The following is a 15,439-nucleotide window of genomic DNA, read 5'->3' as shown; positions in this document are numbered from 1 at the left end:
AAATGACTAAGCGCGATGTCAGGCGTGGCCAAGCTACGCCATATCGCGGACGATTTCACATCGAAATAAGCAATCACGCGCTCGCCGCCACTTGACCTCGAAGCAGAGTAGGGCGACGTCCTCACCGGATACACTCAACCGGGATGGCCACCGAGATTGATCCTGTTTGTCATCAGCGCGGCAACCTTTTGGCGATGGCTGATGACGACCACAGTCTTCTCTTTGTATTCATCCAGGATGCGGGTGAGCACGCGCATCTCTGTTTCTTCATCCAGCGCGTTCGTGGCTTCATCCAGAAAGAGTGTATTCTTGCGCCCGACCAGGGCGCGGGCAAGGCCAATACGTTGCCTCTGGCCAACAGACAGTTTGACCGCTTCGTCACCCAGCCATTCCTCATAGCCGTAAGAGAGTTCATCGATGAATTCAGCGGCGCCCGCCAGCTCCGCAGCCCATCGCACATCCTCATCGGGGAAGTCCCTGTAGAAAAGGATGTTCTCGCGAACGGTTCCCTCCATCAGCTCCACATCCTGCCCCGCAATTGCCAACTGCTGAAGCCAGCTGCTGCGTTGGATGTTCTGGAGACTCGTACCGTCGACGACAATGCTTCCTGAGGTGGGCTCAGCCAGGCGAAGGATCAAATTCATGATGGTCGTTTTGCCAGCGCCGCTCGGCCCGACAAGCGCGGTTTTTTCACCAGACTTGATGAAGAAGCTGATGCTCTCAATCGCGGGGCGTGGGGTGTCGGGGTAGCGGAAGGTCACGTTCTTGAACTCTATCGCGCGCTCCACCCCGCGCGAGGGAAAACCCCTCGTGTTCAAATGCCGTTCGCCCGGCTGTGCCAGCAGAGTGAAAACACGCTGAAGCGGAGTTTCCATCTCATGAAGGTGCAGGATTTGTTGGTCGAGCTCGTTGATATGCGGCTGAAGGCGATAGAGGAGCACTGTGGCCGAAAGGGCGGCGGGAAAATCCACCGCGAGGAAACTGGAAAAGAGCATAATGCCCAGGAGAACGCCGAAAATGAGAGCTTCGCTGAGAATGGACGTAATCGCACCCAGTTGCTCCGACCGTCTCAACTTTCGTGCAACCTCATGCGACAGGTTGGCGAACAGAGAACGCTGCTTGTCCTCAAGGCCAAAACTTCGAACGGCCTTCAGCGTTAGTAGCGTGGTCCAGCTCAGTTGGGTCAGGTCCTCGAGGGAGCCACTGAGGGCCTTGCCCAGCCGCCTGTAGGAAGTGGCGAACAGCCTCATCGTCGCATTGTGAACGACCCCGAAGGCGAGGCCGACCAGGGCAATTGGCCAGGCAATGCCCAGCATGCCGATGCCGAATATCACGATTGTACCTATATTCACGCCGAGGCGAACCAGGCTCGCATGGGCGCCGGCGACGGTGTAGGACTCGGTGGAAAGGATCGTAATCAGCTCGCCCCTGTCATGCCGGCCAATGTCCTGGAACGCCAGATCCAGTATTTTATCGTAGAGTTTTCCACGAATTCGCTCGCTGATGTGGTGGGCGACGAAACTTCCGATCAGGCCATTCGCAAGGCCCAGCAGCAGCCGCAATACGATGGCTCCCGCGAGAATGCCGATGACGACCCCCTTTGGCAGGCTAACATCGAAATCGCTAATTATCCTAGGTAGCCAAGCTAGGGGCTGATCAACTGTGGGGGCATCCTGGGCGATGAGGAATATGAGGCTGATGAGCAAGGTAATTCCGACCATCTCCGCAAGGCCAGACAGGATACCAGTCGCCACCATCAATCCGGTAACGAGATAAAGGGACGGAATAAACTCACGCAGCTGGTGCACTATCCCGAAGACTACGCGATGGCGGCGCTTGCCATCTCTCCCAAACGTCAGTGCATCCGCTTTGCTCATCTTCGCCAAAGCCCCGGTTGAGAACCAGAGTTAGATTTGATGGCATCAGGACTCATTTCGCGGCTTGAAGAATACGGGATGCCCATTTCAGGAGTCGGAAATGCGGTCTGGCTTACCAGTTTTTGCCGGAAGACGCATCGGCCAATCGCCTTCAGACTGCGCCAGCCGACGCGGATCCCATGCTTTGCTAAACGAGCCGGGTGGTTGGCAACCATGAGCGGGACCAGCTTCGTGATCTGCTTATGATCTCGAGCCCGGAATGCTATTTGGAAGTACCAGCGGGCTGTAAAAAAGCTCGCCTCGTCGATGAGCGATGCAAGTTCCGGCCTGCGCGCCCGAATAGGCGATACGACCATGTCGTATGACCGCACCATGCTACAGGCATTGCTGGACAAGTTGCCGTTGCTAAAGCGGTAGCCGGTCAGATAGTCGGGCACCAGCTCGAAAGGCAGCCGTTCCGCCAGAGCGAGATATAGCTTCAGGTCCTCGCAACCCTCCGCCCCGCGCTCGCGCAAAGAGGGGTCATAACCGCCGCAGGCGATTAAATCGACACGGGGCATTAGCGGCGTGCTGCCATTTCCGATGAAATTATGCCTTAGCAGTTCTTCAAAAACCTGTCCTCTAGAGAAATTTGGGCCGGAATAGCCAACGACAATGCTGTCCTCGTCAATTGCCGCATACCAGTTATAAACGACGCCATGGCCTTCCGCCATTTGCAGCATCACCTGCACCTGGCGCTCGATCTTGCAATGATCCCAAAGGTCATCTGCATCGACGGGGGCGATATATTGTCCCTTCGCCAGAGCGATCCCGGCATTGCGCGCCTTGGCTACGCCCCCATTGGCCCGCCGGTGGATGAGGATGCGCGCATCAGCCTTGGCATGCTTTTGCGCCAACTCGAATGTACTGTCTTTCGAGCCATCATCGACAACAATGATCTCAAGATTGCGATAGGTTTGATTCCGGACGCTGATCAGGGTCTCCTCGAGCGTCCTTGCCGCGTTGTACGCTGGAATGATGACGCTAACGAGAGGACCGTTCCGAACAATACCAGGTTCAACCGACAAACGCGCCTCCCAACCCGAGGAGAGTTGCGAATTCCGCCAACGGCCGGTCGCCCCTTACTTCAAGGCGGGGAAGGCTTAGGCGGTTGTCTTGCAAGGAGACCTTCGCCTGCCGTGTCGTAAACGCGATCTCGTATCCGCATTTCTCCAGCGTGGAGGGCACTCGGAAGTCCGCAATGCCGTAAGGGAGAGCTATCGAATTTACCGCTGCTCCCAGTTTCCGTTCGAGGATGCATCGGGATTCCAGGGCCTCTATCGCCAGCATGTCCCCCCCTAGGGAGCTTGCCGGTCTATGGGTGGCCAAGTGAGAGCCGAAAGAAACGCCCTTTGAGTGTAGCGCCCTTATCTGATCCCAGTCCATTAGCTTAGCCGGTTCCCCGTAGGTCCGATCCCAATCCGAATGCCCGCCAACCTTTGCCGTTACAACGAACACATCGGCAGAAAAATCATTATCTTCGAGGATTGGGTAGGCATCGGTCGCAAAATCTGCGTAAGCATCGTCGAAGGTAACGAGAACTGGCCGCCCTCGTACCGGCTTGCCGTCTTTCAGAAGGGCGCCAAGCTGAACTGAATTCAACCCGTAGAACCCCTGACGATGAAGGAACTGCAATTGCTTGCGGAAATCTTCAGCGGTTGTGCGGTACCGAAGGAGGGTGGCCGGGCCCTCCTCGGCGATACGATGATACATCAGAACAGGTATTTCGGTCGTAGTCTCGGTTTCCCAAGCTGCGGCTCGTCCCATACCTCCGGGCCCCCATACGATAAACTTCGCCACGGTGGGCTGAAGAGGGCGGCCGTATTCTTCACGGGAGACAGATGTTCTCTTGGCCTCGCCTTTTCGGAAAAGGTGTATTGCGTAGAGCTCGGTCTCAATCGTCTTTTCCAGAGCCAACCCAGGGACGCTCTCGAATGTTTGCTTGATTGTCGCAACGCCGAAGGGGCGGGACCAATCAAAGCCGGTGCGGTCCGGCTCATCGCCGCGAAGGTGAGCATGCGCAGTGAGGATATATCCGTTTGGTTTAAGCGCCGCGGCCATCTTTTCGCAAACCAAAGTGAGTTGTGAAATGTCGTCCATGGATCGCCCTTCCAAATAATCAAACAGGGCAGCGACAGGAACGATCCAATCATCAATGCATTCGAGGACCTCGCCCTCATCCGCAACCATCAGTCCGGTTCTCAAGCCATGCAAGGTCACCTCCGCCAGAAATGCTTCATAGCCGGCGACATTTGGAAAGATCGGCAAGAGTGCGGCCAGCGATGGCAAATCCGTTGCGCCTCCCGCATTGACCGAAGCAACCCAGGCAAGCATTCGGACCTGGCTGATTTCCGGGCCGAGGTGATGTGGATCCGCCGCAGCGGAAGCGTCGCCTTGCCGCAAGCTGGCTGCGCGGGTTATGACAGCAACCGCGTCGCGGACCAATTTCATGGGATCCCTTGACAAGGATCCGCTCCTCATCCGGTAATTGGCCAGGCACTTGGGCACGGGACGAAACTTTGCACCGCAGAAGGCCATGCGAAGCCAGAGGTCCCACTCCTCGCAGGTGGCCAACCGTGTATCCATTCCACCAAGCTCGTCGAACAGAGAGCGAGGGAAGACAGCGGTGTGGATCGCCAAGGCGCAATAGGATGAAAATTCCCTCTTGGCCGCATCCCCCGTCAGGTCAGGCGCTTTCTCGACCGGCAGCGCCACGCCTGCCGCGGTCACCCTGCGGTAAAAGCAATGCGCTATGATGGGGCTATGGCCGCCAGAGGCGTGGGGAAGCATGCAATCGACGAAATCGGACTCGATCCAATCATCGGCATCGAGCATGCAGAGGAAAGGCGCCTCAGCCATTGAAGCGGCGTGGTTTCGCGCGGCAGCAGCTCCCGCGTTGTCCTGCCTGAAGACGGCAATACGCGCATCCGCTGCGCTGAGTCTCTTCGCAACCTCGAATGTGTCGTCGATGGAGCCATCGTCAACGATGACGGCCTGCCAGTTGGCAAAGGTTTGATCACGCAGGCTACCGATGCATTGTGCCAATGTGCCGGATGCATTGTAAGCCGGAATCAGAAATGTAATTGCGGGGAGCGTCATCTCTGGTACCTCGGCTCGTTCCAACGGCGAAGCAGACGGTGGACGCCATATAGGCAACCTGCGAGCTCCGATTTCAGGCTGCCGGATTCGTCGCCCTACGGGGCAAATCGCGCTCGGTCTATTATCGAAGCCTAGGGTAGTGCCTCCGAGCTACCTCTCCGGCGAAAAGACGTATTAGTGGTACGATCGCAAAGACATAGCGTCGCCACAACCTTTTCGGATCCGACGCAAGCCGGTGTAGCCATTCAATCCCTGCCCGGCGCATCCAAGCGGGCGCGCGCTTCTTGCTTCCTATGAGAAATTCTAAACTAGCGCCTACGCAGAAGCCGATGCCCTGCGCTTCGGGATGAGTTAACATCGCATGTGCAATCTTCTCCGACTGCGGTGAACCAATCGCGATAAAGATGAAGCGTGCCCCCTCCCGTATGGCGAAATCCACACAGTCCTCTAAGGCTGCAGGGTCCGACCCTACCGCATCGGGAGGTACAAGACCCCGAAAACAAACGCCCGGATACGCCAGCTCAAGAGCGCGAACAATGGTCGCATTCGCCGCGATCAACGTGATACGGTCGCCATTTTGGATCACCGAGCTGAAAAGAACGGCTGTAAGGTCTGAACCGGTCACAAGAGGCAAATCCAGCGATAGAATCTTTGCCAACCTTGCGATCGGCTGACTATCGCAAAGTGATAACCAAGCATGATCATAGCACGGAGCGAGCATCGTGTTTTTATTCAGCCTTACGACATGGTCGACATTGGGTGTAACTACGTAGCGAAAGCGCGCGTCGGAGCCGCAGTTGTTGACGAGATCCACGACTGTTTTTTTGGCTATACAGTCAAACGGCGCGCCCAAAAAATAATGCCTTCGCCTTGCGTCGTATACCTCCACAGGGGACAAGAGAGCTGAACCCGCCATCGACGTTCCTCGTTCTCCTCGCGATAGGTGGCTGCAAAGTCAGGTCTATTTTCCAAACACTTCGCGTGATCTGTTTTGGTACGTCGAATTTTAACATTTCAATACCGTGGCTCAATCAGCCGGGACGACATCAATTGACGTAGGCAAGAGTGCCCTTTTTGCTGTATTTACGACAAATATTATCCACCCTTGCACGAAGGAGGTATTTACAAGTCCTGAGAGATATATTGACCGCCTGCATTGTTATTGTGTCATGCTCGAAATGTTATCGTTAGCAAGGAGGGCAAATGCTGAGCACCTTTTTGTGCTACGCAGTCTTCGGCGTGTCTGCGGCCCTTTCAATACCGAGTGCACTTTACGCGATGGAGTGCCTGATCGGCAGTCTGCCGCTACGAACGAGGCGTCTCGCCGGACTGGGACGGAAAGGCGACGCCGCTGTATCCGTCCTAGTGCCTGCACACAACGAAGAAAATGGCATCGCAACGACCCTCGCCAGTATCGGTCGTCAGTTGGGCGACCGAGATCGGTTGGTCGTGGTGGCCGATAACTGTTCAGACCGAACCGCTGCGGTCGCACGGGCGGCAGGAGCGGAAGTTATTGAACGGTTTGACGCGCAGCGCCGAGGCAAAGGTTTTGCACTCGACGCAGGCCTTCGTTACCTGGAGAAGGCGCCGCCAGACATTGTGATGTTGGTAGATGCGGACTGCGATCTTGGAGCGAACGCGCTGGAGAGCCTTGTTGCAGCGGTTGTTGACAGCGGCAGGCCGGCTCAGTCGCGGAACCTGATGACAGCGCCTGCTGCAGCTGGGCTCAATTTTTCGGTCGCCGAATTTGCGTTCCTCGTCAAAAACTATGTGAGACCGCTCGGACTCACCCGTTTGGGCCTACCGTGCCAAGCTACCGGCACGGGGTTTGCGATCCCTTGGCAGGCTTTACGCTGTGTGGATGTCGCTCATGCAAGCCGAGTTGAAGATATGAAGCTCGGACTGGATCTCGCGAGCGCTGGATACGCGCCACGGTTCTGTGAGCACGCGCTTGTTACCAGCCAATTTCCTTTTTCTAAGGAGGGAGCTAACTCGCAACGCCGTCGCTGGGAAGGAGGCCATCTGGACATGATTCGAACGGAGTTGCGATCTCTGGTGGATCCTCTGATACTTCGAAATCTGGCCCGCCTCGCGCTTACGTTGGACCTGATGGTGCCGCCTTTGACACTGCTCGGGCTTCTCCTCGTATCAATGATGCTCGTAGCTGGAGTGATCGCCGCAGCGGATGTGTCGGTGTGGCCCTTGGTGATCGGTGCAACAAACCTGCTTCTGGTATTACTCGCAACAGTGGTTGCCTGGCTTGTCCATGGGCGCAAGGCACTCCCTGCGAGCGCAATAGGTAAGATTCCACGTTACGTCTTGTGGAAACTAAAACTCTATCCGACTGCCTTGCTTGGCGGCACCAAGGAAGGCTGGATCAGGACTGACCGCAAGAAAAAGATCTCAGGAGAAAACCGAACGTAGGCAGTTGGGCGTCAACCTGCTTTCGATCGGACCGTCGGCGTAGACAGAAGGCTCACAGTCAGCGCTTCCAGAACGGGGCCGTGCATTGCCACGCGCCAGGATCGACACCGTTGTGTCATCCCATGCAGGGGCTGCGTGGGAACATGGCCATCAGGGGACATATTTCATGATGTGCCTCCCGAAAATCGGATCGCTCTAAACTGGAATTTTCCGATTATGCTCCCGGTATTGGGCAAAAAGAGTTCCATTAAGACGTCGAAGTTCACGGAGGCACATATCGCCTTCATTCTGCGCTAAGCGGAGGAAGGCACACCTATAGCTGAGGTCTGCCGGAAGGCAGGGATATCGGATGCCACGTTCTACAACTGGCGCAAGCGCTATAGTGGGATGATGCCATCCGAGGTGAAGCGCAGTAAGCAGTGTTTTGACCCCACCTTCCGGTTCAGGTTTGATCGTTGATGGTCGGGCCAAAGAGGGCTTCGACATATGACGATCACAGAGTTTATGCATAGCACCAAGGCCGGATCGCGGCGAGATGTCGGTCTGCGCGGATGCTCGCCGCCATGGGGAAGAGGAAGCTCGCCGAGGCAATCCGCTATGCGCTCTCGCGCTGGGACGGGTTGCCCCGCTTCATCGACGACGGTCTGGCCGACGTCCTCAGCAGGATCGTCAACGGCCATCCGAACAGCCAACTCGATGACCTGCTGCCTGGGCTTAGGCTGCAAGCACGACGCCCAAGGCCGTGGCCTGAGAGCGCCGCTTATTCGAGCCGAATTATGACGGCCGTCACCTGGGTCGCAGACGTTACTCCTATAACGTGTGCGCATTCTTCCCGGCGAGGCGATGATGCTGTAGAGTGATCGAACGTGCACCACACCATCCCACCCGGAGGCCTGTATGGCTGAGGTCTTGCTGTTCCACCACGCACAGGGGCTGACCCCGGGTGTGCGCGCGTTCGCCGACGACGTGCGGGCCAGCGGTCACATCGTGCACACGCCGGACCTGTTCGACGGACGCACGTTCCAGAGTATCGATGAGGGTCTCGCCTATATCGGTGAAATCGGATTCGACGAAATGCGGGAGCGCGGCGTCCGCGTCGCCGACGAACTGCCTCCCGAGCTCGTCTACGCCGGGTTCTCGTTCGGTGTGCTGCCGGCACAGAAGCTGGCACAGACACGGCCCGGAGCCCGCGGAGCCCTGCTCTTCCACTCTTGCCTGCCGATCAGTGGCGAGTGGGCCTTCGGCCCCTGGCCGGACGGCGTCGCGGTCCAAATCCACGGTATGGACAACGACCCGATCTTCGTCGGCGAGGGCGACATCGACGCCGCCCGCGAGATTGTCGAGAAGGTCGAGGACGCGGAGCTTTTCCTGTACCCCGGCGATCAGCACTACTTCGCCGACAGCTCGCTCCCGTCGTACGACGCCGATGCGACCGCGCTACTCACCATCCGAGTGCTTGAGTTCCTGGACCGCGTCTGATCATGTCGGCGTCTTGGCTTGCGCTCAGTCCCGAAAGATGGTCCCGCAACAGCGCCTGCGAAGCACATGCGTCAGTCCGACGAGGAAAAAACGGGCGTCGCCGACCTGACGCTCACAAGCCGATGCTGCAGGCTCTAAGGCCCCGTCCGCCGCCGACAGCTTGTCGATGAGGTCCGCAAGGACTCGCGAAGGCTGGAGGTCAATGCCAATCGAACTACCGCCTTTACAACATTATAGCGGCATATTTAGTGCCATCAGACATCAGATGATGGCTCAGCCTTATTCACTCCTTCCAAACTCGTCGGAGATGCGAATGATGTCGTCCTCGCCGAGATAGGAACCGGTCTGTATCTCAATAACTTCGAGCACTGTTCTGCCGGGATTTGCAAGCCGATGCGCTTCGCCAAGCGGAATACAGACTGATTCATTCTCCCGCAGCAGTTGCACATTTTCGCCAACGGTCACTTCTGCAGTTCCTTTGACGACGATCCAATGCTCGGAATGATGATGGTGCCGCTGGAGTGACAGCCTCTTTCCTTGTGTGACAAAGATGCGTCTTACTTGAAAACGGTCGCCATTTAAGACGGTCGTACAACCGCCCCAGGGCCGATAAGTAGTCGGATGCGTTTCGGTAAGCTTCGCGGTAGCAGGCATGGATGCAAGGATTCTCACAACCTTGCCGACGTCTTGGCTATCCCTAAGACGACCGACATAAACGGCATCCTCGCTGGCGATTACGGCAACGCCTTCAAGCCCATGTACGGCGAGATGTGCGCCATGGGTCATAATCAACGAGCTTTTGGTATTTGTTAACGTTGTGTTTGCGGAAGCGACATTGTCGTTCTTATCGTGTGTGCTCGCCTTCCAGACCGAATCCCAGCTCCCAAGGTCGGACCATTCGAAAACAGAAGGCACAACCACTGCCCTCGATGTCTTTTCCATGATCGCGTAATCGATAGATATGTCGGGGCATTTTCCGAAGGCGTCACCGTCAAGACGCACGAAATCGAGATCGCTTACCGCTTTCGATACCGCCAAATTCGTAGCCTTTAGTACCTCCGGGGCATGCTCGGCAAGCTCATTTAGCAATGTCGATATTGAGAACATAAACATGCCGGAATTCCAATAAAAGCCGCCCGTTGACAACATCTCGAGCGCTCTTTGGAAAGCCGGCTTTTCAACAAAACGACGGACGGAATAGGCTCCACTCGAAAGCGCTGCGCCGACCTCGATGTAGCCATAGCCAGTTGCCGGCTCGGTAGGCGTAATACCGAACGTCACCAATTTCCCGTTTGCAGCCTCCACGCGCGCGATTGAATTTGCCTCGAGATAAGACTGGTCGACGGTGATCTCGTGATCGGAGGCTAATACGTGAATGATACATTCTTCACCGAAGAGGTGCGATGCCACGGCGGCAGCCGCGGCAACTGCCGCGGCTGTGTTACGCGCCATTGGTTCAAGTACAATCGTGCTCAAACCAACACCTATCTTGCGTGCCTGTTCTGCTGCAAGGAAGCGGAACTCTTCATTGGTAACAACGACGGCGGCTTCGTAGATGTCCGAGTTGGAGATGCGCAAAAGCGTCTTTTGGAAGAGCGTTCGATCGCCAATAAGCTGGATGAATTGCTTCGGCGACGCTGAACGAGAGAGCGGCCATAGCCGTGTACCCTTGCCGCCTGCCATTATCACCGGAACAATTTTCCCGGGCAAGTAAAGGGCTTCCTGGTGAGCAGGAGGTTCCATGCTACATGCCTGTTGCCCAAAGCCTCAGCCGGGTAAGTCCAGCATTCAACAATTCCAATGCGGCGGTCTCAGTCGCAGCCTCGGCGTAGCAGCGCAGCTCGGGCGCATTGCCTGAAGGCCGGAAATGGATAGTGCGTCCTTCCGCCAACGTAACGCGAATACCGTCGATGTCGTTCGTTGATGTGACCTGACCGATTTCCCGTAAAAAGGCTGACAGATTAGCACCAGAAGCACGGAGATAGCTCAGCAAGCCCGCGCTGGTCTCGACAGGGAAATTTTCCAGACGGTCCGCAACAGCGACAGGCAATTGGTACGACTGCGCGATAACTGAAAGCGGTCTTTTTTGCGCTTTCACTAGCGAGAGTACGGCGAGAATCGGCAGGATGCAGTCGCGGGTAGGCAGTGCCTCCAGGCGATATCCGCCAACGTCAAAAGCATCGCCGGTTAGCACTCCGCCATTGGCCTCGAAGCCTAAAACCCGATCCTTGGAAGCAGCCAGAGCCTCTTCCATTCCAACGATTACGAAGGGAGAACCGACCTTGGTCCGCGTGACGGTGAAGAGGCCTAGCGCTTCGATCCCCGAATTGGATGTGACGGGCGTAACAATCGTCTTTGCACCGAGGAATTGAGCAGTCATTACTCCTATAAGGTCGCCGCGAAGCGGCGTGCCCGTTTCGTCCGTGATGAGTGGTCTGTCGCCGTCACCATCTGCGGAAACGATCGCGTCAACCCTATGCGAGAAAGCCCACGTTTTAAGAAGCATGATTGTCTTATGTGAGATGGCTTCGGTATCAACAGGTATGAATACTTCTGAACGCGCGAGAGGCAGAACATGCGCCCCATATTTTGAAAGGAGCGCCGCGATCAGATCACGAGCAACGCTGCTGTGTTGATAGATGCCGATCTTAAGACCCGCCAGCGCGCCATCGCCAAGCAGCTTTGCATTCCGCTGGCGAAAGAGATTAAGGCATCTATCCGAATGATCTTCGGCCGAGACCCTGCGCCCGACTGGTGCGTCATCGGTGGCTGAGATGATAGCCGCCAAGTCGGCTATTGCCGCTTCATCCGCTTTGTCAATTTCACCGTCGGCACCATAAAATTTAATTCCGTTGCGGTCAGCCGGAATGTGCGAGCCGGTCACCATCAAGCTGGCAACTTTCAATTTTGAGCCGTAGAACGCCAGTGCAGGCGTGGGAACCGTGCCGCAGTCAAGTATCCTGAAGCAAAGTCTTTCCAAAACAGAGCCACAGATATTCTTGATCTCAGGACTCGATTCGCGGAGATCCCCACCGATCAAAACCGGATCCCCCGCCTGAGCTTTTCCGGTCTCAAGCAGGTACCGACCGAATGCTGTCGCATAGGTTTTAGCGCCAATTTCGACCAGATCAACGGTCGGCCCGCGAAGGCCGCTGGTACCAAATTTCATAGCGTTCAACTGCTTGGTCACGAGCGTTTGCGTCATATGCCGCACTTCACGTGCTTCTGTCTCAAGAGTTACAGTAAAGTCATCCTGAGTATAATCTGAACCTTGGAGGTCTCTCTGCCGCCCATATTCTCAGATTGTCTACAAAACTACTCCGGGAAATATAAGAAGCTTAAGTAAAATAGTCGTTTGGTCGCCCCAGATCGCCGTATGGCCTTTAAGATTATACGTCTAAAGAACTATAGGGCGGCTCCGGGCAGCGTACCGTCGGAGCATCCGCCGCGGCGGGCACAGCGAATCTAACTGGAGGTAGGTTCGGCGGGCGGGTTGAAAACGGCGCGGGCCGCGCGCGTTGTGTCGCCTCACGCCGACGAATACGAGCCTTAGCGAGCCCCTGGCGCCACTGCGGTTCCTCAAAAGCATGTCGTCCCGGCTCGTCTAGGCCTGCAGCCGTGCTGTCGCTCCTCACAATCTCGAAGAACCAGGCGCCGCCCATCATGAACAAAAATCATACATGTATGGCAGCCCTAGTGGCCCCAAAGGACTGCTCTTGAAGTGTCTTAGTAGTTTCCAGCAGATCAGTGCGCCCTGTAGGACGTATCTTGCGACGGCCGCCGACGACATTGAGAGGACTGCCGCTCTAGCCACGACGGCAGTCAAGCCTCTCCGGAATGCGCCAACACACTCATGCTTCCGCAAAAGGGGCCGAACATGAGTCTATGCCCTAGCAGCGCGATTGATCCAGTGCGCGTACTGGCTCATCCGAACGGAGAAGCCTATCTCACCTTTCCTTACCCCCGCTCGTGCCGGTAGGATGAATCCGGGTTGATCGGGCTCGGGGCATGGTCGATCAACGTCAAGTGTAATGTCGTGACTGCTTGGGGCTCCAATCGGCAGACTAGACACCGACGGCGAAACAATCGGCCTGCGCACCCAACTCCACAACACCGAAGACGGCGGCTGATCAACCGGTCATCTGGAACAGCTACATGAGCGTTGGTCTCAACCACATTCTGCTCACTCGTTTTAATTTACCCTCGCGCGGCGTGGAGAGCTTGATCCGGGCCAAGGATGGGTGGCTGCGCGACCGCATCGATCTCTTCGAGCAATACTGTCTGCCATCCGTGTCCGCCCAGACGAACCAGAACTTCAACTGGATTGTTTACTTCGACCCAGCAAGCCCGGAATGGTTGAAAAACTGGATCGCTGGTCATGCCAAGGCCGGATTGTACACGCCGATCTTCCGGGAGTCGGTGTCCCGTGAGGAAATGATTGGCGATATCCGGGGCGTAATCGAGCACGAAGGCAAAGTGCTCGTCACCACTAACCTGGACAATGACGACGGCATCGCGAGCGATTTCGTAGATAGGGTGCAGTCGGTCGTCACCCCTCACGAACGCGTGGCCATCTATGTTGTGAACGGACTGATCAGGCGAGCGGACCGAGTGTACTTGCACCGCGACATCAGAAACGCTTTCAACTCGGTGAGAGAGTCGTGGTCTTCGCCTGTCACCAGTTGGTCCGCGTGGCATACCGAGTTGGGCGAGCACATGCCTGTTGTCGAGATCGACGGTCAACCCGGCTGGCTGCAAGTCGTGCACGGCTCGAATGTCAGCAACCGTGTGAAGGGTCGGCTCGTTTCCCCTATGTTTTTTAAAAATCGCTTCGGTCGACTGCTTGATGGCGTCCATGAGCCCCGTAAATTGGATCTCGGGCGCGACCGTTTGGTGTCGCTGCCGGCCCGCTTCGTCCTCGAGTCCGCCAGGGCGCTGGCAAAGCGCGTCGTACTGAGAATTCTCGGCCGGGAAGGTCTCGGCAGCGTCAAAGCTCTCTGGAGATCGCGACTGGGATTGTGGCAATCGTGAGCATGGAGTTCCATGTCATCATCGTCAGCGGGTCGGCTATCTACAGGAGCAATGCCTAGAGAGCGTGTCGCATTCAATCGGCATCTCCGACAGCATTGAAGTAGTGTCTGCAATCTGTGGCGGAGAAGGAATTGCAGATGTCGCCGAGGGCATCGGCAATGGAGTCGGAACTGCGAGCGGCCCGCTTGCGCTGGAGCGCCTTGAGCGTCGAGCAGGTAATCGCGATCGGATTGAGATCAGGCGATAGAGCGGCAGGAAGTAAATTTAAGACATTCGAAACCAACAAATTTCGAATATTTAGTGGATAACATCTTTTCGGCAGAAATTATGAGCGAATCTAGGGATCATATAGGTAACTCTAGAACAGAAATTATACTCTGCACTCGAAATAGCGCAAAATTTCTAGATAAATTTCTGGAATCAATTGCATCTCAGACCAACGATGATTTCCATCTCGTTGTCAGCGATGACTGCTCCACGGATGAGACGATTGATATAGTCAAGGCGCATCAGACGCGCTTTCGCCATCCTGTCCAACTGACCTGCCGCACGCAACCGTCAGGCGGCGCGAGAAATCATTACGCCGAACTGCTCCTTCGCTCTAAGGCTGATTATGTGTTCATCGCGGATCATGACGATATTTGGCTGCCACACAAGATAGAGAACGGCCTTTCGCGCCTACGCAGACTGGAGTCCATTCATGGCGTGAATAAACCGATCCTAGCGCACGGCGATCTTAGGGTGATAGACGGCGCGGACCGCATTACTCATCCCTCATTCTGGGCATTCAAGGCTATTGACCCCGCCTACGGCCTGCATATCGAGACCGCCCTGATGCACGCTTCGGTAGTGGGCTGCACAGTCGGTGTGAACCGGGCACTCCTCGCACGCATTGGAGAGATCCCACCTGCAGCCATCATGCATGATTGGTGGATCAATCTCATTGCTGCCGCGATGGGTATCGTTGACTACGATTCCGAACCACACATTCTTTATCGCATTTATGGGCAGAACGCGTCGCAGCCTAAACGCGCATCGTTAGGCAGAGCTCTTTCAAATTGGAATAATCTCCGGGAAGGACGCCTCTGGATCAAGCGCCGGCTCGATCAAGGGAAAGCATTCCGCGAGGCTTATCGTGACGAATGCCCGGCGGAAGTGCGTCGCGCGCTGGACAGCTTCTTACTGATGGCACAGGCGGGACCGATACGTAGACGCTACCTGTTTAGCAGGAGTCGTTTCAGATCGCCGGACAGATGGCGCAATGTGGCCGCGCTAATCTTCATTTGAATGGGGTTATTATTTGGAGCGGTTAGCGGCAGATCGCATCATGATGATGCCGCACAGGACCAGACACATAGTCCGGGATGCGTGTCGCTGATCGCCTCGATCTTCTTGCCGATCGGGTTGAATCGGCGCTCAGCAATTTGCAACGACGATACCGTAGCCGAACACGGGAAAGCCAGCGGCGGCCGATATAAATCTTAAATACC

At 56.2% G+C, this 15,439-nt stretch carries 9 protein-coding genes and 4 pseudogenes; 6 read left to right on the top strand and 7 right to left on the bottom strand.

The features are described 5' to 3' along the window. Nucleotides 1–134 precede the first annotated feature (134 nt). The 5 genes and pseudogenes from PYH37_RS01315 to PYH37_RS01300 all read right to left on the bottom strand — a co-directional run bounded on the left by PYH37_RS01315 (nt 135) and on the right by PYH37_RS01300 (nt 5,931). Entirely contained in the window at nt 135–1,877 is a 1,743-nt protein-coding gene (locus PYH37_RS01315) for an ABC transporter ATP-binding protein (protein WP_280731661.1), read from the bottom strand. Next, nucleotides 1,874–2,944 carry a glycosyltransferase family 2 protein gene (locus PYH37_RS01310; protein ID WP_280731660.1) on the bottom strand — a complete coding sequence of 357 codons (1,071 nt, stop codon included), beginning with the start codon at nt 2,942–2,944 and terminating at the stop codon, nt 1,874–1,876. The genes PYH37_RS01315 and PYH37_RS01310 overlap by 4 nt, the downstream gene beginning before the upstream one ends. Beyond that, nucleotides 2,934–4,016 (bottom strand): annotated as a pseudogene (locus tag PYH37_RS32335) (polysaccharide deacetylase family protein); the annotation flags it as partial. The pseudogene PYH37_RS32335 and the gene PYH37_RS01310, both read right to left, overlap by 11 nt. Nucleotides 4,017–4,658: 642 nt before the next feature. Continuing rightward, nucleotides 4,659–5,015: pseudogene (locus PYH37_RS32330) on the bottom strand (glycosyltransferase family 2 protein); the annotation flags it as partial. A gap of 121 nt (nt 5,016–5,136) precedes the next feature. Continuing rightward, a complete protein-coding gene (locus PYH37_RS01300) occupies nt 5,137–5,931 on the bottom strand; it encodes a WecB/TagA/CpsF family glycosyltransferase (protein WP_280731659.1) in 795 nt (264 codons plus the stop codon). A 287-nt stretch (nt 5,932–6,218) separates the two neighbouring features. Here PYH37_RS01300 and PYH37_RS01295 point away from each other — a divergent pair, with 287 nt between their 5' ends. The 4 genes and pseudogenes from PYH37_RS01295 to PYH37_RS01280 all read left to right on the top strand — a co-directional run bounded on the left by PYH37_RS01295 (nt 6,219) and on the right by PYH37_RS01280 (nt 8,918). Beyond that, a complete protein-coding gene (locus tag PYH37_RS01295; protein ID WP_280731658.1) occupies nt 6,219–7,439 on the top strand; it encodes a glycosyltransferase family 2 protein in 1,221 nt (406 codons plus the stop codon). Between the two features lie 246 nt (nt 7,440–7,685). Further along, nucleotides 7,686–7,859: pseudogene (locus PYH37_RS01290) on the top strand (transposase); the annotation flags it as partial. A gap of 149 nt (nt 7,860–8,008) precedes the next feature. Beyond that, nucleotides 8,009–8,299: pseudogene (locus PYH37_RS01285) on the top strand (transposase domain-containing protein); the annotation flags it as partial. 37 nt (nt 8,300–8,336) lie between these two features. After that, nucleotides 8,337–8,918 (top strand): dienelactone hydrolase family protein, encoded by a 582-nt coding sequence (locus PYH37_RS01280; RefSeq protein ID WP_280731657.1) that lies wholly within the window; start codon nt 8,337–8,339, stop codon nt 8,916–8,918. A 279-nt stretch (nt 8,919–9,197) separates the two neighbouring features. On the opposite strand, the gene PYH37_RS01275 is transcribed toward PYH37_RS01280, so the two are convergent. Both PYH37_RS01275 and PYH37_RS01270 read right to left on the bottom strand, forming a co-directional pair. Beyond that, nucleotides 9,198–10,628: a mannose-1-phosphate guanylyltransferase/mannose-6-phosphate isomerase gene (locus PYH37_RS01275; RefSeq protein WP_280732494.1), complete on the bottom strand. Its 1,431-nt coding sequence runs from the start codon at nt 10,626–10,628 to the stop codon at nt 9,198–9,200. A 34-nt stretch (nt 10,629–10,662) separates the two neighbouring features. Then, nucleotides 10,663–12,087 carry a phosphohexomutase domain-containing protein gene (locus PYH37_RS01270; protein WP_280732493.1) on the bottom strand — a complete coding sequence of 475 codons (1,425 nt, stop codon included), beginning with the start codon at nt 12,085–12,087 and terminating at the stop codon, nt 10,663–10,665. 986 nt (nt 12,088–13,073) lie between these two features. Here PYH37_RS01270 and PYH37_RS01265 point away from each other — a divergent pair. Both PYH37_RS01265 and PYH37_RS01260 read left to right on the top strand, forming a co-directional pair. After that, nucleotides 13,074–13,949 (top strand): glycosyltransferase, encoded by an 876-nt coding sequence (locus PYH37_RS01265; RefSeq protein WP_280731656.1) that lies wholly within the window; start codon nt 13,074–13,076, stop codon nt 13,947–13,949. 300 nt (nt 13,950–14,249) lie between these two features. Then, nucleotides 14,250–15,236 carry a glycosyltransferase gene (locus PYH37_RS01260; RefSeq protein WP_280731655.1) on the top strand — a complete coding sequence of 329 codons (987 nt, stop codon included), beginning with the start codon at nt 14,250–14,252 and terminating at the stop codon, nt 15,234–15,236. Nucleotides 15,237–15,439: the final 203 nt, after the last annotated feature.

Source organism: Sinorhizobium numidicum (genome assembly GCF_029892045.1).
In the GTDB taxonomy this organism is placed as follows: domain Bacteria; phylum Pseudomonadota; class Alphaproteobacteria; order Rhizobiales; family Rhizobiaceae; genus Sinorhizobium; species Sinorhizobium numidicum.
Note: the sequence above shows the minus strand (reverse complement) of the source record. Positions and strands in the feature narration are given on the sequence as shown.

Coding starts and splice junctions, on each gene's coding strand:
- PYH37_RS01265 (WP_280731656.1), top strand. CDS start 13,074: ATGAGCGTTGGTCTCAACCACATTCTGCTCACTCGTTTTAATTTACCC.
- PYH37_RS01280 (WP_280731657.1), top strand. CDS start 8,337: ATGGCTGAGGTCTTGCTGTTCCACCACGCACAGGGGCTGACCCCGGGT.
- PYH37_RS01315 (WP_280731661.1), bottom strand. CDS start 1,877: ATGAGCAAAGCGGATGCACTGACGTTTGGGAGAGATGGCAAGCGCCGC.
- PYH37_RS01295 (WP_280731658.1), top strand. CDS start 6,219: ATGCTGAGCACCTTTTTGTGCTACGCAGTCTTCGGCGTGTCTGCGGCC.
- PYH37_RS01270 (WP_280732493.1), bottom strand. CDS start 12,087: ATGAAATTTGGTACCAGCGGCCTTCGCGGGCCGACCGTTGATCTGGTC.
- PYH37_RS01300 (WP_280731659.1), bottom strand. CDS start 5,931: ATGGCGGGTTCAGCTCTCTTGTCCCCTGTGGAGGTATACGACGCAAGG.